The sequence below is a fragment of the Acinetobacter sp. FL genome (genome assembly GCF_040744925.1).
Taxonomy (GTDB): domain Bacteria; phylum Pseudomonadota; class Gammaproteobacteria; order Pseudomonadales; family Moraxellaceae; genus Acinetobacter; species Acinetobacter radioresistens.
In genome coordinates this window covers 2,973,917-2,993,130 of sequence record NZ_CP160437.1, presented here as the reverse complement: position 1 = coordinate 2,993,130, position 19,214 = coordinate 2,973,917, and the positions used below count along the sequence as shown (strand labels likewise).

Here is a 19,214-nt window from a genome sequence, read left to right as displayed (position 1 = left end):
AGCATGAGTGATGTGATTAAAGATTTAAGTGAGTTACGCCTGACTTATCAGAAAGGTGAGCTGCATGAAGCAGAAGTAGATACCCAGCCACATGAGCAGTTCTTGAGCTGGTTTAATTATGCTCTTCAAGCAGGATTGCATGAACCTTATGCCATGTCCTTAGCTACCGCAAATGCTCAGGGGCGACCACATGTGCGTACCGTGTTGCTGCGCGGCGCCACTGAAACAGGTTATGACTTCTATACCAATTATGACAGTCAAAAAGGCTTGGATCTGGCAGTTAATCCTTATGCCGAGCTGCTATTTTACTGGCCTGTATTGGAACGGCAGATCCGTGTCCATGGGCGGGTTGAGAAAATTTCAGAACAGGAGTCAACGGAGTATTATCATAAGCGGCCACATGACAGTCAGGTTGCTGCCCATATCAGTCAGCCACAGAGTGGCGTAATTTCTAGCCGTGAAGAATTACAGCAGCGCTTTCAGACTCTACAACAGCAAGTAGAGAACCAGCCTCTTGAAAAACCTGTATTCTGGGGAGGCTATCGTCTACACCCTGAATATTATGAATTCTGGCAGGGACGGCCTAACCGTTTACACGACCGCCTCAGTTATGAAAGAATCGATGGTCATTGGAAATTACAACGATTAATGCCATAGATGCCGAATATTCAAGTTAAGCAACGCCCTTTACTGACACGTGTAGAAAGTTTTCAACACGTGTCACCCTTTCTTGCCCATATTCTGGCCAGACGTGGAGTCGCTTCTGAACAAGAACTTGAACTCAGATTAAAATATCTGCTTTCTCCTTGCCTTAAAGGACTGGAACAGGCAGTTGAGATTATAAATCAGGCCATTGACCAGCAGAAAAAAATTGTTATTGTCGGTGATTACGATGCAGATGGTGCAACCAGCACTGCTCTGATGATTCTTGCTTTAAGAGATATGGGCGCAGATGTAGCCTATCTGGTTCCTGACCGGTTTAAATATGGTTATGGACTTACGCCTGCAATTGCGAATCTGGCTTTTACCCGTTTTACTCCCGACCTTTTGATTACTGTAGATAATGGTATTTCTAGTCATGAAGGGGTAAAACAGGCGCAAGACCATGGTATGCAGGTTATTATTACAGATCACCATCTGACTACCAAAGAAACGCCAGCCGCTGAGGCAGTAGTTAATCCGAACCAACGGGGCTGTAATTTTCCGAGTAAAGCCTTGGCTGGAGTAGGCGTTGCCTTTTATGTACTTGCCAATCTGTGCAGTTTTCGCAAAAGGGCAGACAAATCTGTCAGCAATATAACCCAATATCTGGACCTGGTTGCCTTAGGTACCTACGCCGACGTTGCGAGCCTTGATTACAATAACCGTATTCTGATCGATGCTGGTTTGAAACGCATACACCAACAGCAGTGCCGTCCAGGAATTCTGGCATTACTTGATATTGCCGGACGCGAACCGGCAGCTCTTAAAGCACAAGATTTAGGTTTCGTACTTGGGCCGCGTATTAATGCAGCAGGCCGTATGGAAACTATGGAAATCGGAATTGAGTGCCTGTTAGCCCCTGATCTGGAAAATGCTTATCCTCTGGCCCGGCAACTTAATCAGCTAAATATTGAACGCCGTCAGATTGAAGCACAGATGAAGCAGGAAGCCTTGCGCTATCTGGAGCAATTACAGTTATCAAAAGAAAATATACCTCCCGCGCTGATTATGTTTGAAGAACACTGGCATCAGGGCGTGATTGGAATTGTCGCTGGACGCTTAAAAGAGCAGTTTCACCGGCCAAGCATTGTATTCGCAGCAGATGAAGACGGTATTCATATCAAGGGATCGGCCCGTTCGGTTGAGGGAATTCATATTCGTGATTGTATTGAGCAGATCGCTGAACAGTATCCCCATCTGGTACGTTATTTTGGCGGTCACGCTGCCGCTGCCGGACTCACGATCCGTAAAGAGCATTTTTTAGAATTTAAACAGGTCTTTACTCAGCTAATTGCAGAAATGGATGAAACGCTGCTCTCTGCTACACTTTGGACAGATGGGGAGCTGCCTGCAGAAGCATTGGTTCTTGACACAGTGGATCTGATTGAAAAGTTAGGACCATGGGGACAAAAATTTCCGTCACCTGTGTTTGAAGGAACTTTTAAGGTTGTAGACTTCAGATGGCTTAAAGAGACTCATCTCAAATTACGTCTGGCATTAAATAACGGTCAGGTAGTAGATGCAATTGCCTTTAATGCAAAAGACAGATTTGAGTATGATCCGGAAAATGATCAAGTCGATCTGGTCTATGAACTGGAACGTAACGAGTTCAATGGTAATACAGGCCTGCAATTACGTATAGTCTATCTTAAGCAGAAAATTTTATAATAGGCCGTTTGAACCAGTTTAAGTATAGTAGATCGAATTGATGGGTACTGACCGTAATAGATATATTGCTTTATGACTTGTAAAATATAATAAAAAACCCATCCGGAGATGGGTTTTTTATTAGTCTAAATATTACTTCAGATTAGAAGCGGTATTTTGCAGCTACACCAAAGCTGTTGTAGTCGTTATTACCTGCTTCACCGAAGCCTACACGACCTTCCAGACTTACTTGCTGGTTAATGAACTTACGGGCATTTACGCCAAATTCATTAGAGTCTGTTAAATCATTGTTGTAATAGTCGGCACCGATACTGAAAGTTTTGTCAATGAAGTAATCTGCCGCCAGATTATATTCATCAAGATCACCGAACGCTGCACCCGCTTCAAGGTTGATATCTTTACCATTGCTAAGAGTCGTAACATATTTAGCACGAAGTGTTGGGTCTACACCGTCGTCATTGTCATTGTCATAACCTTTTAGACCGGCTGCAATTAAGAGACCTGGAGCTGGTAAGTAACCAACTTCTGCACCATAGTAAGTTGTATCATAATCAACAGTACCAATTGGTGTATCACGTTCTATATCTTGACGACTAACATTACCACTTAAGTAAAAATCTGAGTTAGGTACAAAGTATTCTGCACCGACACCATAACGGTTATCATCAACATCACCACGGTCAGCGAAAGTTGCGAATGCACTTACATTGCTGGCACGGTCAAGGAAAGCAGCTTCTGCAAGCGGCGCATTACGTGTTTGAACCGGATTAAAATAATAAGTACCGTTTACACCAAAAGCACTACCTGAATCGCCATTGTCGGGGTCTACATAACTTGCAGATGCACCTACTTCGGCTTGATAAGCATTGGCTGTGCCCGTTACTGCTAGAGCTGATAAAAGCGCTGACGCAATTGCTAGTTTTTTCATGGTTATTCACCCCTCTTAAAATCTTGTTAGCTAAGTTGCATACATAATGTTTTGTTACAACTTCAGTTTATGTGTTTTTAAATTCGGGTCAATCACAGGAAAGTAACGAGAATGTTGTTCGCGTAATAATATGTAATTTTTTTGATATAAGTATTTGATATATAATATTAAAACTTAAATGTTTAGTTTTATTAAAAGCATGGAGATTTTGTGAATAGTATAGGGGTTAGATTATAGATTATTCAATTTTGATTACAACTTATTTAAATGTGAACAAAATTTACTCATTTTTATCTTTTTATTTTCAAGCTGAATTTACATATTGTGTTAGCTTTGAAATATGATGTTGATCTGTTGCATACATTCGGACAACTTGTAATTCACTCCCATTTATTTCATTTTCAATATAAATTTTTAATTTTAATAAACTCATGAATGATCCCTGCCCAATATCAATTTTCAAATTTTTTATCACGCTACTGTTATTTGAAATGATCTCAACGAGACAGATGCTCTATGCTACAATTTAAAGATTAAAAGGTTTTTTTGAGAGTAAATCACGTGGAAATTAATCCGTATCTAAACCAGTTAAAAGATTTAAGTGAACGTAGTCAGACTCTACGGGGGTATCTTTGACTACGATCTTAAAAAAGAACGGTTAGAAGAAGTTTTACGTGAGTTAGAAGATCCGAGTATCTGGAATGACCAGAGTCGTGCTCAGGCGATGGCTAAGGAAAAAGGTGAGCTTGAAAATGTTATTAATGTGCTGGAAGGTTTAAGTACCCAGCTGGAAGATGCACAGGCAATGCTAGACCTTGCAGTCGAAGCGGATGATGAAAGCCTGCTTGCGGATGTACAGGCTGAACTGAGCTCTGCGGAAGAAGCATTGGCAAAACTTGAGTTCCGCCGCATGTTCAGTAACCCCATGGATCCAAATCCCTGCTATGTCGAAATTCAGGCTGGTTCGGGCGGTACAGAGGCACAAGATTGGGCCTCTATGTTACTGCGGATGTATATGCGCTGGATTGAACGTCATGGCTTTAAAGCTGAGTTGATGGAAGAGTCTGATGGTGATGTCGCGGGAATCAAATCAGCCACTATCCGGGTAGAAGGCGAGTATGCATATGGCTGGCTACGGACAGAATCCGGTGTACACCGTTTAGTACGTAAGTCGCCATTCGACTCGGGTAACCGTCGTCATACGTCATTTTCTGCTGTATTTGTTTCACCTGAAGTAGATGATAATATCGAAATCGATATCAATCCATCTGATGTACGTACAGATACTTACCGTGCATCAGGCGCGGGTGGACAGCATATTAACAAAACTGACTCTGCAGTACGTTTGACCCATATGCCAACAGGTATCGTGGTCGCATGCCAGAATCAACGATCACAGCATGCCAACCGTGATCATGCCTGGAAACAGCTACGTGCCAAGCTTTATGAACTTGAAATGAGTAAGCGTAATGAAGCTGCACAAGCTTTGGAAGATTCCAAGTCGGATATTGGCTGGGGTAGCCAGATTCGCTCTTACGTACTTGATGACTCACGGATTAAAGATTTGCGTACTGGCGTTGAAAATTCAAATACCGGAGCAGTACTTGATGGCGATCTGGACAAGTTTATTGAAGCAAGTCTGAAACAAGGGCTTTAATTTTAATTATAGCTCATATAAAAACAGGAGCAGGCCTCCTGTTTTTATAATTTTATTAATAAAATAATTAATTAGGTAATTTCATTAATTAAAAAAATCGTACTGCCAGCAAAATATCCCAAGCCCAGCAATAGCCCAATCCAGAACAGGCCGCCTAGCAGGTTATAAAGCAGAAACATCGGATAATTCATCTGATTGGCACCTGCAGCAAATGGAGCCACTGAACGTACAAAAGGAATAAAACGAGCCATCAGAATAGTTTTACCACCATGACGCACAAAATAGCGATTTGTACGGGCTAAATGTTCCGGTTTGATAAAACGTGATTTTACACTGGTAATCTGTGGCCCAAAGAATTTACCGGTATGATAGTTAACAATATAACCTAGAGTGGCCGCTGCAAAAAGCAGCATGATCATAAAGTCAAGGTGCATAAAATCTACTGAAGCACATAATGCTCCTACACTCAGGAGCAAGCTGTCTCCTGGCAGGAAAAACATGGCAATAAATGCAGTTTCAGCAAAAATAATCATAAACAGGAGCGCATATACCCACATACCATAGGCTTCAATAAAGCCGGGCAAATGCTGTTCGAAACCAAGCAAAAAATCAATCAATTCCGTCTACCCATTTGTCGTGTTTATATAGAAAACGAGAAGTTACAGGCACTTCCATACAGCAGGCTGTATACAACGTTATACTCATTCAGCTTTGGCCTGATCTGGTCACAGTCAAAAATCCATATTTCAATATATAAATAAAAAATTAATATATTCAATATGATATAAAATTTATGACTTTTATTCATTCTCAAAACTGACAGCAGTATAACCCGGTTTAGCTTAAAGTAAACCTCAGGTGTTTACCGATAAAACTGCTTTTCTGGTCTGATCAGTAGCTTTATAAGTGCTCTGAATAGAATTTAAGACATAGTTGAGGAAAGGGTTAAATGCATATTAATATGGGGTATACCACAATCTTCATATACTTCCCCAAAACATGCAAAACCGAGTTTCTGATAAAATGATATTGCATGGACTTGAGAAGATAGACACACCTGATCAAGCTGCTGCTCCTGTGCATATTTAATGATAGCCTGCATTAGAGCTTTACCTAAACCACGTCCACGATCAGTTTTAAGAACGGCTACTCGGCCAATCCAGTGATTTGGTAGTAACCGTGCAGTTGCAATGGCACGTGTCTGATCATACAGAATAAAATGAACAGCACATTTATCGTCCTGATCCCATTCATCTTCTGCTGCAATCTTTTGCTCCTGAATAAATACTTCAGTACGAATAAACTTTGCTGCTGACTGGAGTTCGTTCCAGCTGCCATGTCTAATCTGGATTAAAGACAAAACTTGCTCCTGTAGCATATCGATATAAATGAATTAGCCTGATTTTAATGCAGCAAACCGGTACTGCTACACTATTTTTATAAAACTTTTTGAATATAGAGAGTTTTAATATTGACTCATCAATGAGTACAGTGAAGGTTATGGGGAAAGTCTTCTGAGAGTGTTAAAATAAAATCCCCCGTTCAACAGATCACGTTTATTTCTAAATTGAATAACAAATATCGTAAAAATTCGATATTAATATCGATAAAAAACGATATACTGTATTTTAAGGGTGACGTGTTTTACATCAGTGCGAGAAAAAGTGATGGACACAGAAGCGATTTATAAAGCTTTGGCAAATCCGATCCGCAGGCAGATTTTACAGTGCCTGAAAGATCCTGAGCAGTTTATTCCTAAGCTAAATGAGTGTGAATATGATTTTAGCCGGGGAGTCTGTGCAGGGCAGATTGAAAAAATTGCCAATGTCTCTCAGTCGACTATGTCCAACCATCTGTCAGTGTTGCAACAGGCAGGACTGATCCAGGCAACCAAATATGGTCAATGGTCTTATTTTTCGCGCAATGAAGCACTGATCCAGGAATTTGTAGATACTCTACAACAATCTCTCTAAATCTTTTTCAGGTGAAGAAAAGATCTCCCAAGGATATGAAATATGACTGATCTGTCTACTCCCGCACAGTTTGGCGAACTTCAGCTCAAGAACCGTCTGGTTATGGCCCCATTAACTCGAACCCGTGCTACTGAAGACCGTATACCCACTGATCTGATGGTGGAATACTATACGCAACGTGCGAATGCTGGCCTGATTATTGCGGAAGCAACTGTGATTGCAGAAGAAGCAAACGGATATGAACGTAGCCCAGGTTTATATAATGATGAACAGGTCGCTGCATGGAAAAAGATTACAGATGCAGTGCATGCTGAGGGAAGCCTGATTATTTCACAACTGTGGCATGTAGGCCGTATTTCACATCCAGATTTACTCAAGGGTGAAATACCAGTTTCATCAAGTGCCATCAAACCGAAAGGTACCGTTAGTCTGCTACGACCAAAACGTGAATATGTGACCCCACGCCCGCTCGAAATTTCTGAAATTAAAGCCATTGTAGCGCAGTATAAGCAGGCAGCCATATATGCCAAAGCTGCCGGTTTTGATGGGGTAGAAGTTCATGCTGCAAATGGCTATCTGCTGGACCAGTTCCTGCAAAGCAGTACGAATCAGCGTGAAGATGAATATGGTGGTTCTGTTGAAAATCGTGCCCGCTTCTTACTTGAAGTTGTCGATGTTCTGATTGAGGTATGGGGAGCAGGACGTGTTGGCGTCCATCTGGCACCACGTGGTGATGAGCATGATATGGGCGATGATAACCCGAAAGAAACCTTTGGCTATGTGGCTGAAGAGCTGGGTAAACGTCAGATTGCCTTTATATTTACCCGTGAATATCTTGCAGAAGACAGTATTAGTGCTTATCTGAAAGAACGTTCAGGCGTACCCTATATCGCGAATATGCGCCTAGATGCGGAAACAGCTAAAGAGCTGCTGGCCAGTGGTAAAGCAGACGCCGTATCGTTTGGCAAGGCTTATATTGCCAATCCGGACTTATATCAACGCCTGATGAGCAATGCGCCACTTAATGAGCTTAATACCACTACCATGTATGGTTTTGGACCGGAAGGCTATACTGACTACCCGAAAATGGCTATATAAACACCAGGGTTAAAATTCTTAAGGGGCATGATCCAGAGGACTGGGTCATGCTATATTTGCCGATTGTTTCTTGACTGAGAGTTCTGCTTGGGAACACCATTTTGGTACAACGCCTTACTGGCGTTAATAAAGCCGCTTTATCGGAAGCGTTTATATAAACGTTCGGGACACTTGCCTGATTTTCAGGATGAGCTGCTGGAACGCTTTGGGCCTTTTCAGCCTCCTTTACATACGCAAGCGCTCTGGTTCCATGCTGTTTCTGTCGGTGAAACCAATGCAGCACAACCTCTGATTGAACATTATTTAAGTTTAGGTCAGCCGGTACTATTGACCAATACGACCCGTACTGGACAGGCACGTGCCAAATCCTTATTCGCACAGCGTTATCCGACACTGTTTCAGGCAGTATTTCTGCCGGTAGACCATCGTTACTTAATTGAAGAGTTTCTGAACAAATACCAGCCCAAACTGTTGGCACTGGTTGAAACTGAACTCTGGCCGAACCTGTTGCAAATAACCCGATTTTGGCATATTCCTGTCTTATTGTTAAATGCACGCTTATCTGAAAAGTCCGCCAAAGGTTATGCCAGAGTAAAAGGCCTTAGCCGTTCCATGGTCGAATGCCTAGATTTAATGCTGGCTCAGGATCAGCCAACCAGACAGCGTTATATCGAATTGGGTATGCCACCTGAAGCTGTTCAGGTTGTAGGAAATATCAAGTTTGATATTTCTGCACCGCCTAAATTTACTGAACGGGCTGTCCAATTAAAGAGAGACTGGCAGTTAGAGCCACGCAAGATTATTCTACTGGCCAGTACTCATGCGCCTGAAGAACTAGAGCTGTTAACTGCTCTTCGGCCCTTTTTACAAAAGCAGCCAGAACTCTTATGCATTGTAGTACCACGACATCCTGAACGTTTTAATGAAGTATTCGAGCAGTGCCAGAAACTGGCACTGCTTACCCGACGCCGTAGCCTTGACCAGACGATTCAGCCAGATACACAAGTCTATCTGGCCGATAGTATGGGTGAATTATGGTTATGGTATGCTTTGAGTCAGGCCTGTTTCGTTGGTGGCTCTTTAAATGAGCCAGGGGGCGGACATAATATTCTTGAACCGATTGCACTTCATGTTCCCACGGTTATCGGTATGCGTTACTTTAATTTCCAGAGTATTGTTGATGAGTTCATAGAAGCTCGAGGAATTTTGATTGCACATGATGCAAACGAGGCTGTAAACCAGCTGCTTGCCTGTATAGATGACCCGGAGGCCGCAGGTCATTTAAGCCAGCAAGCCTATAATGTTCTCCAAAAAAATCAGGGTTCTCTAAATCGGCACATCCATGCTATTGATCAGTATTTATAAGTCAGCATAAAAATGAATATTGTTTTACTTGAGCCGCAGGCAGCAGCGACCGAACCATGGACTATCTGTTCCAGACGTCAAGTCCAGCATTTACATCAGCATCTGAATATAAAGACAGGTGATACTTTAAAAGTGGGTATCCGTAATGGTGAGCGTTACCTGACAGAAATCGTTGCTCTGAATGACAATACAGTACAGGTACGGCCATTAAAACAGGAACAGCTACCAGATAAACTTCCTGTCACCCTCATTGTGGCTATGCCACGGCCAAAAGTATTACGTCGCCTGATTATGGACAGTGTAACACTCGGTGTTGAAAAGATTATTTTATTGCACAGCTACCGGGTCGATAAGAGCTACTGGCAAACCCCATTTTTACAACAGATTGAAAGTTATGTAACACTGGGCCTGGAGCAGGCAGGAGATACAATTGCACCGGCTGTAGAAATCCATAAGCGTTTTAAGCCTTTTGTTGAAGATATATTGCCTGGGTTAATCTCAGCGCAGCAACCTGCTTATGTGGCACATCCCTATAGCGAGCAGGCTATGCCGTCCAGTATAGTGCATCCCTGCACTGTAATTATTGGACCAGAAGGTGGCTTTATTCCTTATGAAATAGAATTGCTCACTCAAAATGGCTGTCAGGCCGTGCATCTAGGCCAACGTATTATCCGTACTGAAACCGTGATTCCGTATGTGTTAGGTCGGCTGTTTAGTGGCATCTGATGGTTTATCTTCCTGTACTAGACTGTTGTCGCCGCGGTAAACTTTAACTTCCTGTACCGGATAAGGAATAGAGATGCCATGCTCATCAAAGGCTTTGATCACCTGTTCCTGAACTTCACTGACTGAAGCACCAATATTGGTTTCTTTTGTATCAATCCACCAGAACACGCTGAGCCTGACAGAAAAGTCAGATAAAGCAGAAACATTCACACTAAAAGCCGGCTGGCTTAAAATTGTACGCTGGTTATTAAGTATATTCAGAATCAGTTCTTTGGCTTTTTGTGCATCATCTTCATAGCTGATCCCGACATCAAAGTTACAGCGGCGGCGCGGGTAGGCAGTGTTGACAGTTATTGAGCTGGTATAGACTGTCGCATTTGGGATCAGAATACGGCGACCATCCGGCGAGCGTAAATAAGTTGCCCGAATCTGGATATCTTCGACCGTACCTTCCAGTCCATTTACAATAATATCGTCACCAATCCGGAAAGGTTCACTCAGTAAAATCAGGATACCTGAAAGCAGGTTCTGAAAAATATCCTTAAATGCAAAACCGATTGCGACCGAGCCGATTCCTAACGCGCTCATCAGTTGTCCCGGTGTAAAGCCGGGCACTGAGATTACCAATGCAATCAGCAAACCAAAAGATACAATAAAGGTACTTCCTACCCGGTTTAGTACCAGAACCAGATTCTGTCGGGTATAGGTTTTATTATGCAGGGTCTTGCGAATAAAAAATTTAAACAGGGCTGATAAGAGCCAGAAAATCAGGAAAACTGCTAGAGCAATACAGAAGTAGGGCACACGTTCCCAGAAACCTTCAATGATCTTATCAATGGTACTATAGGCATCATTATATTTGCTGGTGTGTTCAATCACCTTTTGTGCAGTTTTTTCACCTGCTTCGTGCAGTAACTGAGTAGTTCCCTCAGTTACATCACTCAATTTCTTTGCTTCTTCAGCCACAGCTTCATCCGCACCTTAAACAAAGACCATATTCTGCCTGAAAACCATATTGAATTTAATCGGCTACTTGCCAAAATTATACATAGGCTGTACCTGAGTTAAAAATACGGCGTCGCTTTTTGCAAGACTTCCCGTGGTATTTCAATAGGCTGACTTTCACTCAGGTAAATCCAGGTACTGCGGCTGACAAAGAAACTTAAAATGACTAAAGCAATTAACAGCCAAGCTACAGTTTTTTCCCAGAGCAGGGTTCGACGTGGATGCCCAAAACGGTTAATCCCTGCATCACCCGCGGCAAAAAGCAGGTAAATCATGAACAGGAAATTAACCAGAGGTAAGAACAGCAGCAGCGCCCACCAGCCGCTATGATTACGGTCATGCAAACGTCGTACTATCAGGACCAGGTTAAAATAGGCATAAAGCAAGGTAAGTATTAATAAACCTATACTGGCCAGCTGATCCCACATCCCTGTAATATTATAGCTCTGAGGAGTGCTTTGCATATTAAAGCTGCCCATGAGCAGACTGAATATAACCAGTATGAAGAAAGCGATACAATTTAAAAGGCCATTCCAGCCAATATAGCTTAAACGGCTAAAGCGCCCTCTCATCGAAAGAGGATGATCGGTTTCAGTGGGGTAAAAATTATATTCAGCAGTCATGATCGCTCATCAGTTAATGGCTGGATTGGGTAAGAAAATGTTGCTTTTATGCAATTATTAAAGTTTTACCGGTTTAAAATTATAAGATAAAGATTAAATTAGTTTCTGATAAATCAATCATATTTGTTAAAAAGCAGTTATTCTGTTGAATAAAAGTTAAGCGCTTTATCTACGACCAAAGCATGATTGTCAGTTGTACTGAACAGTCCTATTACTGGTTGAAAGGCAATCAATAAAATAAATAATACCCCGTGCTAAAAGTCTCGTGAGGAGACGTACAATATCAAGGAAGTGATACTATGAGTGAGATCTATCCTGTACCTGAAGAATTTAAAAAAACTGCCCGCACTGTCGAAGAAGATTATCTGAAACGTTACCAGCATTCGATTGAACAACCTGAAGAATTCTGGGCTGAAGAGGCAAAAAGGATTGACTGGATCAAGCCATTTACACAAGTTAAAAATAGCAGTTTTGCTGCTGATAATTTCAAGATCGAATGGTTTGCTGATGGCCAGCTTAATGTCAGTGCCAACTGTCTGGACCGACATTTAAAAGAGCATCCGCACAAGCCTGCAATTATCTGGGAGGGAGACCATCCTTCACGTCACAAGATTATTTCTTTTAAAGAACTGCATGATGAAGTATGCCGTTTTGCCAATGCCCTGAAAAAATACGGGATTGTTAAAGGCGACCGGGTAGTCCTATACATGCCAATGGTCAGTGAAGCTGCCATTGCCATGCTGGCATGTGCCCGTATTGGAGCAGTGCATTGTGTAGTCTTTGGGGGATTCTCTCCTGATTCGCTGGCCAGCCGTATTGAAGACAGCCAGGCAAAAATGGTAATTACCGCTGATGCCGGTATGCGGGGCGGCAAGCTGATTCCTCTTAAAGAAAGTGTCGATCAGGCCTTAGAGCATGCAGAAACAGACTCAGTTGAACATGTAGTAGTAGTACACCGTACCGGTAATCCGGTAGAAATGAAACCAGAGCGCGATCTGTGGTATCACGAAGTAATAACTGAAGTGAATGAAATCTGCCCGCCGGAGCCGATGAATGCTGAAGATCCACTTTTTATTCTTTATACCTCTGGCTCTACCGGTAAACCTAAAGGCGTACTGCATACTACTGGCGGATATCTGGTTTATGTCAACAGCACCTTTCGAGAAGTATTTGATATAAAACAGGACGACATATACTGGTGTACTGCCGATGTGGGCTGGATTACTGGTCACAGCTATATTATTTATGGGCCATTATCTAATGGTACCACGACGGTAATGTTTGAAGGTGTGCCGCAATATCCAAGTTGGGCGCGTGTAGGCCATATTGTCGACAAACATAATATAACCATCTTATATACTGCACCCACTGCAATTCGGGCCATGATGCGTGAAGGTGATGCTTACGTGCGTGAAAGTGACCGCAGTAGCCTGCGTTTGCTGGGCTCTGTTGGTGAACCGATTAACCCTGAAGCCTGGTCATGGTACTACAACGTAGTTGGAGAAGGGCGCTGTCCAATTGTCGATACCTGGTGGCAGACTGAAACGGGCGGCATACTGATTTCACCACTCCCCGGTGCGACTGACCTTAAACCCGGTTCGGCTACGCGGCCTTATTTTGGAGTGCAACCTGCTATTGTCGATGGTGAGGGTAAGGAGCTGGACGGTGCAGCAGAGGGTAACCTGATTATTAAAGATTCCTGGCCGGGCCAGATGCGAACCATATGGGGAGATCCACAGCGTTTTATTGAAGCCTATTTCTCGACATTCCCGGGTAACTATTTTACTGGTGACGGTGCTCGTCGTGATGAGGACGGTTACTACTGGATCACAGGTCGTGTTGATGATGTGTTAAATGTTTCAGGTCACCGGCTGGGAACTGCAGAAATTGAAAGTGCCTTGGTGGCACATGACCATGTTGCTGAAGCCGCTGTAGTGGGAATGCCTCATGAGATTAAAGGACAGGGGATCTGTACTTTTGTAACCTTACAGGCAGGCGTTAATGAGTCTGAAGAGTTAAGGCAGGAACTGGTCAGCTGGGTACGCAAGCAACTTGGCCCAGTGGCAACACCAGATGCGCTGCACTGGGCACCCGCACTGCCCAAGACACGTTCCGGTAAAATTATGCGCCGTATTTTAAGAAAAATTGCTGCCAATGAACTGGACAGTCTGGGAGATACTTCGACCTTGGCAGAACCAGCTGTAGTCGAGCAATTGATTGTTACGGTCTATCCGGGCCACAAGTAAAATATTTCTGAATACCGCCTTGCTTTAAGGCGGTATTTTTAACTATAAGAATAAACTGAAGAATACACACAGCTGTACAAGCCATAAAATTTTAATGAGTACCCTAGATAAAAGCTTAATGAATACAACAGAAAATTCTTACTCTGCCGAGCAGGCGATACAGACAGCACAACAACTCACCCGGCTATTTTCACATACCGCTGCCTTACGTGATAAGCAGGGCGGTAACCCTAAAAAAGAACGTGACCTGATTCGGGAAAGTGGGCTACTTAAACTGTCAATTCCTACTGAATATGGCGGTTCAGGAGCAAACTGGACGACAATTTTTGAAACTATTCGAATTATAGCGCAGGCAGACAGTTCACTGGCGCATGTCTACGGATTTCATCACTTGTTGATTGCCACGGTACAACTGTTTGCACAACCACAACAATACGCCAGCTGGTTCAGGCAGACTGCTCAAGATAACCTGTTTTGGGGCAATGCGCTCAACCCCCTCGACCGTCGTACTACAGTAACCCGAATTACAGATCATGAATATATTTTTCAGGGGGATAAAAGCTTCTGCTCCGGTTCAATAGACTCAGACCTGCTGCTGTGCTCGGGCTATGATGAACAGGGCAAATTGCTGATAGGTGTGATTCCATCGCAGCGCAACGGCGTTAGTTTTTTAGGGGACTGGGACAATATGGGTCAGCGCCAGACCGACAGTGGCACCAGCCATTTTGAACAGGTGCATGTCTATAAAAAAGAGCTATTACTTAACCCCGGCCCACTGAGTACGCCCTATTCGAGTCTTCGTCCGCTTATTGCACAGCTGATTTTTGTCCATTTATTTTTAGGTGTAGCAGAAGGAGCATTTGAGACTGCTAAAGCTGTTGTACAGGGCCAAAAAGCCTGGTCAAAGTCTCTGGCTGAACAAGCTGTAGATGACCCTTATACCCAGAAACATTTTGCCGAGTTTTATGTGCAGCTTGAAGGGGTAAGGCTACTTGCAGCAGATGCTGTGAAGAAACTGCAGGCAGCATGGTTACAGGGTGAACACTTAAGTTCAGTGCAACGCGGGGAGGTTTCTGTTGCAATCGCAACTGCTAAGATTGCTGCAACCAATACCTCACTTTATATCACGCAAAATATATTTCAGGTCATGGGGGCACGTGCCACAGCTGCCAAACTGAATCTGGACCGCTTCTGGCGCAATGTTCGAACCCAAACCCTGCATGATCCGGTTGACTATAAATATCAGGAAATTGGGGAATGGATATTAACCGGTAAACTACCTGAACCCAGCTTTTATTCTTGAACGGGTATGAGAGAAATAATTTTCAGGTCAATCTTTATGTCCAGAATTTAATATACAACTCTCTTCAGAGACAGCTTATAGAAAAAGTGCAGGCTATAAAAAACCCTCAAGCCGAGTCTTGAGGGAGGAGAACTGCCATGGGGTGTTATTATTATTTGATTCATGAGCAACCAGGTTTAGCTGATTAATCAGGCAGACTTGGCAGATACAACATGCTGCTGCTCTACTTCTAACTCACGAACCAATGGCAAAACTTTTTCGCCGAAATACTCTATTTCTTCTATAAAATGTAAAAAGCCTGAGAGGATCAAATCAACCCCGGCATTTTTAAGCTCAATAATCCGTTCAGCAATTTGTCGGGGAGTACCAATCAGATTGGTCTTAAAACCATCATTATATTGCACCAGATCCTCAAAAGTGGATTTTGCCCAGTTTCCTTCGCCTTCACGACTGGCAGCTCCTGCCTCACGAGTAGCCTTCCCAAAAGCCTGTACTGCCTGAATATCGGCCTGCTCGATAATCTCTTGTAATACTGCCTGCGCTTCTTCTTCTGTATCACGAGCAATAATAAAGGCATTTACCCCGACCTTAATTTGATGACCATTTAAAGCCGCTTTGGTACGCAAATCACTAATCTGTTTGACCAGTTCATCAACGCTATTACCATTGGTAAAATACCAGTCAGACACACGTGCAGCCATATCACGTGCGGCTCGGGAACTTCCACCCTGAAATACCTCAATATGAGGCTGCTGTAGAGGTTTGGGTTTAAGGGTATAATTCTCAAACTGATAATATTTACCTTTAAAACTATACTGATCCGTAGTCCAGATTCCTTTTAAAGCTCGAATAAATTCTTCAGAACGTACATAACGTTCATCATGTTCAGGCCAGATCTCTCCAATGGCATCAAATTCTCCACGAAACCATCCACTCACAATATTAACTGCTATGCGACCTTGAGTCAGATGATCAATAGTAGCGAGCTGTTTGGCAGCCAGAGCCGGTTTCCAGGGACCTGGTAAAATGGCAGCAATGACTTTCAGCTTTTCAGTTTTTGCGAGAAGAGCATGGCTAAAGCTGACAGACTCATGCTGGTTTTCGGCGCCATAGCCTGCTGTAAAACGAATCTGGGTTAATGCATATTCAAAGCCGTTTTTCTCGGCAGTCTGCGCTAAACGGACGTTATATTCATAACTCCAGTCGGTGCGCTGCTCAATCTTACTCACCACTAAGCCGCCACTGACATTTGGAACCCAGTAAGCAAACTTCAGCTGCTGTGCTTGATCATCCTTCATAGTGATTTCCTCACAAACTGTTAGGCTACATGAGTCTTCAGGTTTTTTGGATGCAAACGCGACTCTGCTGCATCTAGGCTGGGTACAGCGACAGATGGCAAGACCTCTTCCTGCTCAATCTGTTTATTGATCCCCAAATTCTGGTTAGCCTGCTCAGTTTTGACTTTAACCAGTTCTGCACGTTGCCCTTTGGCTGGCGCCCACTCTAGAATTGGAAGTGCGCGGGCAACAGCCAGTGTAATGCGGTCTGCCAGCTGTTGACTCTGGATGGTATATTCTGGAGTAAAATCACGATCTGTGGCATAAACACCAATTGGTAAAGTCTGTGCCTGAAAAAAGCTAAACAATGGGCGTAATTGGTGTTCCAATACCAATGCATGGCGGTCGCTACCACCAGAGGCAGCCAATAATACAGGTACATCCACTAAGGCTGTCTGTTCGACAAAGTCAAAAAAATGCTTGAATAGGCCAGTAAAAGAGGCACGGTAGACCGGGGTCCCAACAATTAAAGCGTCTGCTGCTTCCACAGCAGCCAGATCATCCTGTACGCGCTGTGGAAGCTGGTTACGGTAAATAGCGCCTCCCAGTAAAGGCCCAATTTCACTAAATTTAATAAAGTGGATATTAATAGGCGTTGCCTCGCCGAGTTCATTTAATACCGCCTGAACCAGAGTTTCAGTTTTAGACGGTGTATTGAGACCACCTGAAACTGCAACAATATTAAGAGGCTGAACAGAAGATGAAAAATGATGTGTCATGTAAATAAACCTGAATAGCTCGCTAGTTACTATTTATTAACGGTCAGAAGCAGCCAGCCTGTAAAATAAGGAAATTAAAATAAGTTATCGTTTTTCAAGATATCTTTTAGATCAAAAAAAAATAAAATTTAAGTTATTGTTTTATAAAAATTTAATATAAACTGAGATTTAGGCGGCTCTAAAAATAGTAATTTATATGAAATTCTGATTTGAATTGAATAAAAATATCAAATACATTAAGAGCGCTTTATTATTGATCAGTTCTTGCTAGCTTGCACACTAAATTAGTGAAGAATTGCATATCCTTAATGTCATGAGTGCAGTTAGAATAAAGCTGTACTGTGCAAAGAGATCTCCTGTTTCGCTTATGAACATATTAATCGTTGATGATCATCCACTGTTCCGGCATGCCCTGATTCAAGCCGTGCGTTATAGCCTGCCACAGGCACAAATCTCTGAGACAGCTGCAGTAAATGAATTTTATGAACGTCTGGAAAAGGGTTCAGAACCAGATTTGGTTTTACTGGATTTAAACTTGCCCGGTGCTTCAGGTTTTTCAGCACTGGTTCATGTCCGGGCCCAATATCCTTCTATTCCGATTATTGTAGTCTCTGCTCATGAAGAGCTCTCAATTATTCAGCGTGCAATTGCGCACGGGGCAATGGGCTATATTCCTAAATCTGCCCATCCAAGTCATATTGGCGAGGCAATTCGTCAGGTATTAGAAGGGGAAATCTGGTTACCACCGAATTTGCCTACCAACGTGAGCTTTGATCCGAGAGCAACTGATGAGACCGAACTTGCAGAGCGAATTCAGTCACTTACACCACAGCAGTTCCGTGTACTGATGATGGTTGCTGAAGGTCTGCTCAACAAGCAGATTGCTTATGAACTGGATGTTTCAGAGGCTACCATCAAGGCACATGTAACAGCTATTTTCCGTAAGCTGGGAGTACAAAACCGTACTCAGGCAGTATTGGCTATCAAGGCACTTAATATTGATGAAAAGAGAGTCTAATTTAAAATAGCTATAAAAATAAGGCCCATAAATAAGGCCTTATTTTTTGTACCGAATGTTTTAAGCCAGGCAGTCCTGTTTGGCCATCAGATCAGTGCAAAACAGCGGATTCAAGGCAAATTCTAAATCATCAATCTGATCTTGTGATACTTGTCCTTTTTCCTTTAAATAATTTGCTACACGATCATCACGCAGGCTCAAGAATGCTGCATCATATACACCAAGCTCGACAAATAAAGCCGCAGTTTCCAGACTGTTAAAACGGTCCAGAAAAATATCACCTTCATACATTAAGAAAATATGATCCGAATCAGCCTGAGGGTCTACCTTTAAATACTCGGCCAAATCATAAGGTGAAGTCTTAATAAAGAGCAGATCGGATAATTCATCAAACTGGGTCATATCCAATTGGTCCTGTCCGGTTTTTACCTTACCCAGCCATGCCTTAAAGACCAGTACCGCTCCACCACGCAGCAGCATACTCCAAAGCTGATGACGTGCAGCATCATCTAGACACTCAGATTCTGACTGTAGGACCTGAATCAGCTTTTCTTCCTGCTGGGCTAGCTTGTCAAATAAACCCAGACCTTGGGGCTGATAGGCAGCGGGAGCAAAAACATCAAATCTTAATGCTTCAAATACCTGAAGTGCCAGAGGAACTGCGCTGTGGTAAAGGGTATCGAGAGCCTGTAATTGGGGTTGGGCAAGCTTGCTATGTTTAAACAATTGCTGCCACTGGATTTCAGGTAATAGCGCATTGGCACTATAATCCCGATAAAACTGTTGTGAAGGCTGGGCACCGTGTCCGACAATTTCTGACATATTCATAATAGAATCCTTAGGTTT

General features: G+C 43.0%; 18 protein-coding genes. 10 read left to right on the top strand and 8 right to left on the bottom strand.

Annotation, left to right across the window (positions count from 1 at the left end):
* Positions 1–3: 3 nt before the first annotated feature.
* Complete coding sequence (pdxH, locus tag ABZP31_RS14035) at positions 4–657, top strand: pyridoxamine 5'-phosphate oxidase (RefSeq protein ID WP_005017855.1); 654 nt, start codon at positions 4–6, stop codon at positions 655–657.
* A complete protein-coding gene (gene recJ / locus ABZP31_RS14030; RefSeq protein WP_248133760.1) occupies positions 658–2,370 on the top strand; it encodes a single-stranded-DNA-specific exonuclease RecJ in 1,713 nt (570 codons plus the stop codon). It begins immediately after the preceding gene.
* 142 nt (positions 2,371–2,512) lie between these two features.
* Here the strand turns inward: recJ and ABZP31_RS14025 are convergent, their stop codons facing one another.
* Positions 2,513–3,298, bottom strand: a complete 786-nt coding sequence (locus ABZP31_RS14025) for a putative porin (protein WP_005017857.1) — start codon at positions 3,296–3,298, stop codon at positions 2,513–2,515.
* A gap of 561 nt (positions 3,299–3,859) precedes the next feature.
* On the opposite strand from ABZP31_RS14025, the gene prfB reads away from it, so the two are divergent.
* A protein-coding gene (gene prfB / locus ABZP31_RS14020; protein WP_100067877.1) for a peptide chain release factor 2 occupies positions 3,860–4,955 on the top strand; the annotation gives its coding sequence in 2 pieces (ribosomal slippage) (positions 3,860–3,931 and positions 3,933–4,955; 1,095 coding nt in all).
* A 71-nt stretch (positions 4,956–5,026) separates the two neighbouring features.
* On the opposite strand, the gene ABZP31_RS14015 is transcribed toward prfB, so the two are convergent.
* Together ABZP31_RS14015 and ABZP31_RS14010 are read right to left on the bottom strand one after the other, a co-directional pair.
* Positions 5,027–5,512, bottom strand: a complete 486-nt coding sequence (locus ABZP31_RS14015) for a VTT domain-containing protein (protein WP_227499305.1) — start codon at positions 5,510–5,512, stop codon at positions 5,027–5,029.
* A 365-nt stretch (positions 5,513–5,877) separates the two neighbouring features.
* A complete protein-coding gene (locus ABZP31_RS14010; RefSeq protein WP_248133759.1) occupies positions 5,878–6,315 on the bottom strand; it encodes a GNAT family N-acetyltransferase in 438 nt (145 codons plus the stop codon).
* 307 nt (positions 6,316–6,622) lie between these two features.
* Between ABZP31_RS14010 and ABZP31_RS14005 the strand changes: the two genes are divergently transcribed.
* The 4 genes from ABZP31_RS14005 (at position 6,623) to ABZP31_RS13990 (ending at position 10,117) form a co-directional block, all read left to right on the top strand.
* Positions 6,623–6,928 (top strand): helix-turn-helix transcriptional regulator, encoded by a 306-nt coding sequence (locus ABZP31_RS14005; protein WP_005017861.1) that lies wholly within the window; start codon positions 6,623–6,625, stop codon positions 6,926–6,928.
* Between the two features lie 42 nt (positions 6,929–6,970).
* The gene (locus ABZP31_RS14000; RefSeq protein ID WP_248133758.1) at positions 6,971–8,026 is read left to right on the top strand and encodes an alkene reductase; all 1,056 of its coding nucleotides are present in this window, start codon (positions 6,971–6,973) and stop codon (positions 8,024–8,026) included.
* A gap of 87 nt (positions 8,027–8,113) precedes the next feature.
* On the top strand, positions 8,114–9,391 hold the full coding sequence (locus tag ABZP31_RS13995; RefSeq protein WP_248133757.1) for a 3-deoxy-D-manno-octulosonic acid transferase: 1,278 nt from the start codon (positions 8,114–8,116) through the stop codon (positions 9,389–9,391).
* Between the two features lie 12 nt (positions 9,392–9,403).
* On the top strand, positions 9,404–10,117 hold the full coding sequence (locus ABZP31_RS13990; RefSeq protein ID WP_262475460.1) for a 16S rRNA (uracil(1498)-N(3))-methyltransferase: 714 nt from the start codon (positions 9,404–9,406) through the stop codon (positions 10,115–10,117).
* On the opposite strand, the gene ABZP31_RS13985 is transcribed toward ABZP31_RS13990, so the two are convergent.
* Both ABZP31_RS13985 and ABZP31_RS13980 read right to left on the bottom strand, forming a co-directional pair.
* Positions 10,091–11,083 carry a mechanosensitive ion channel family protein gene (locus ABZP31_RS13985; RefSeq protein WP_005017875.1) on the bottom strand — a complete coding sequence of 331 codons (993 nt, stop codon included), beginning with the start codon at positions 11,081–11,083 and terminating at the stop codon, positions 10,091–10,093. The two genes, ABZP31_RS13990 and ABZP31_RS13985, sit on opposite strands and share 27 nt — an antisense overlap.
* 98 nt (positions 11,084–11,181) lie before the next feature.
* Entirely contained in the window at positions 11,182–11,745 is a 564-nt protein-coding gene (locus ABZP31_RS13980) for a DUF805 domain-containing protein (protein WP_005024080.1), read from the bottom strand.
* Positions 11,746–12,044: 299 nt separating this feature from the next.
* Between ABZP31_RS13980 and acs the strand changes: the two genes are divergently transcribed.
* Positions 12,045–13,991 (top strand): acetate--CoA ligase, encoded by a 1,947-nt coding sequence (gene acs / locus ABZP31_RS13975; RefSeq protein ID WP_248133755.1) that lies wholly within the window; start codon positions 12,045–12,047, stop codon positions 13,989–13,991.
* Between the two features lie 118 nt (positions 13,992–14,109).
* A complete protein-coding gene (locus ABZP31_RS13970; RefSeq protein ID WP_248133754.1) occupies positions 14,110–15,294 on the top strand; it encodes an acyl-CoA dehydrogenase family protein in 1,185 nt (394 codons plus the stop codon).
* Positions 15,295–15,482: 188 nt separating this feature from the next.
* Here the strand turns inward: ABZP31_RS13970 and sfnG are convergent, their stop codons facing one another.
* Positions 15,483–16,592, bottom strand: coding sequence for a dimethylsulfone monooxygenase SfnG (sfnG, locus tag ABZP31_RS13965; RefSeq protein WP_075040529.1), 1,110 nt, complete (start codon positions 16,590–16,592; stop codon positions 15,483–15,485).
* 20 nt (positions 16,593–16,612) lie between these two features.
* Positions 16,613–17,350, bottom strand: coding sequence for an FMN reductase (msuE, locus tag ABZP31_RS13960; protein WP_248086972.1), 738 nt, complete (start codon positions 17,348–17,350; stop codon positions 16,613–16,615).
* Between the two features lie 367 nt (positions 17,351–17,717).
* On the opposite strand from msuE, the gene ABZP31_RS13955 reads away from it, so the two are divergent.
* Positions 17,718–18,368, top strand: coding sequence for a response regulator transcription factor (locus tag ABZP31_RS13955; protein ID WP_005017881.1), 651 nt, complete (start codon positions 17,718–17,720; stop codon positions 18,366–18,368).
* 60 nt (positions 18,369–18,428) lie between these two features.
* On the opposite strand, the gene ABZP31_RS13950 is transcribed toward ABZP31_RS13955, so the two are convergent.
* Positions 18,429–19,196 (bottom strand): hypothetical protein, encoded by a 768-nt coding sequence (locus ABZP31_RS13950; RefSeq protein ID WP_005017882.1) that lies wholly within the window; start codon positions 19,194–19,196, stop codon positions 18,429–18,431.
* Positions 19,197–19,214: the final 18 nt, after the last annotated feature.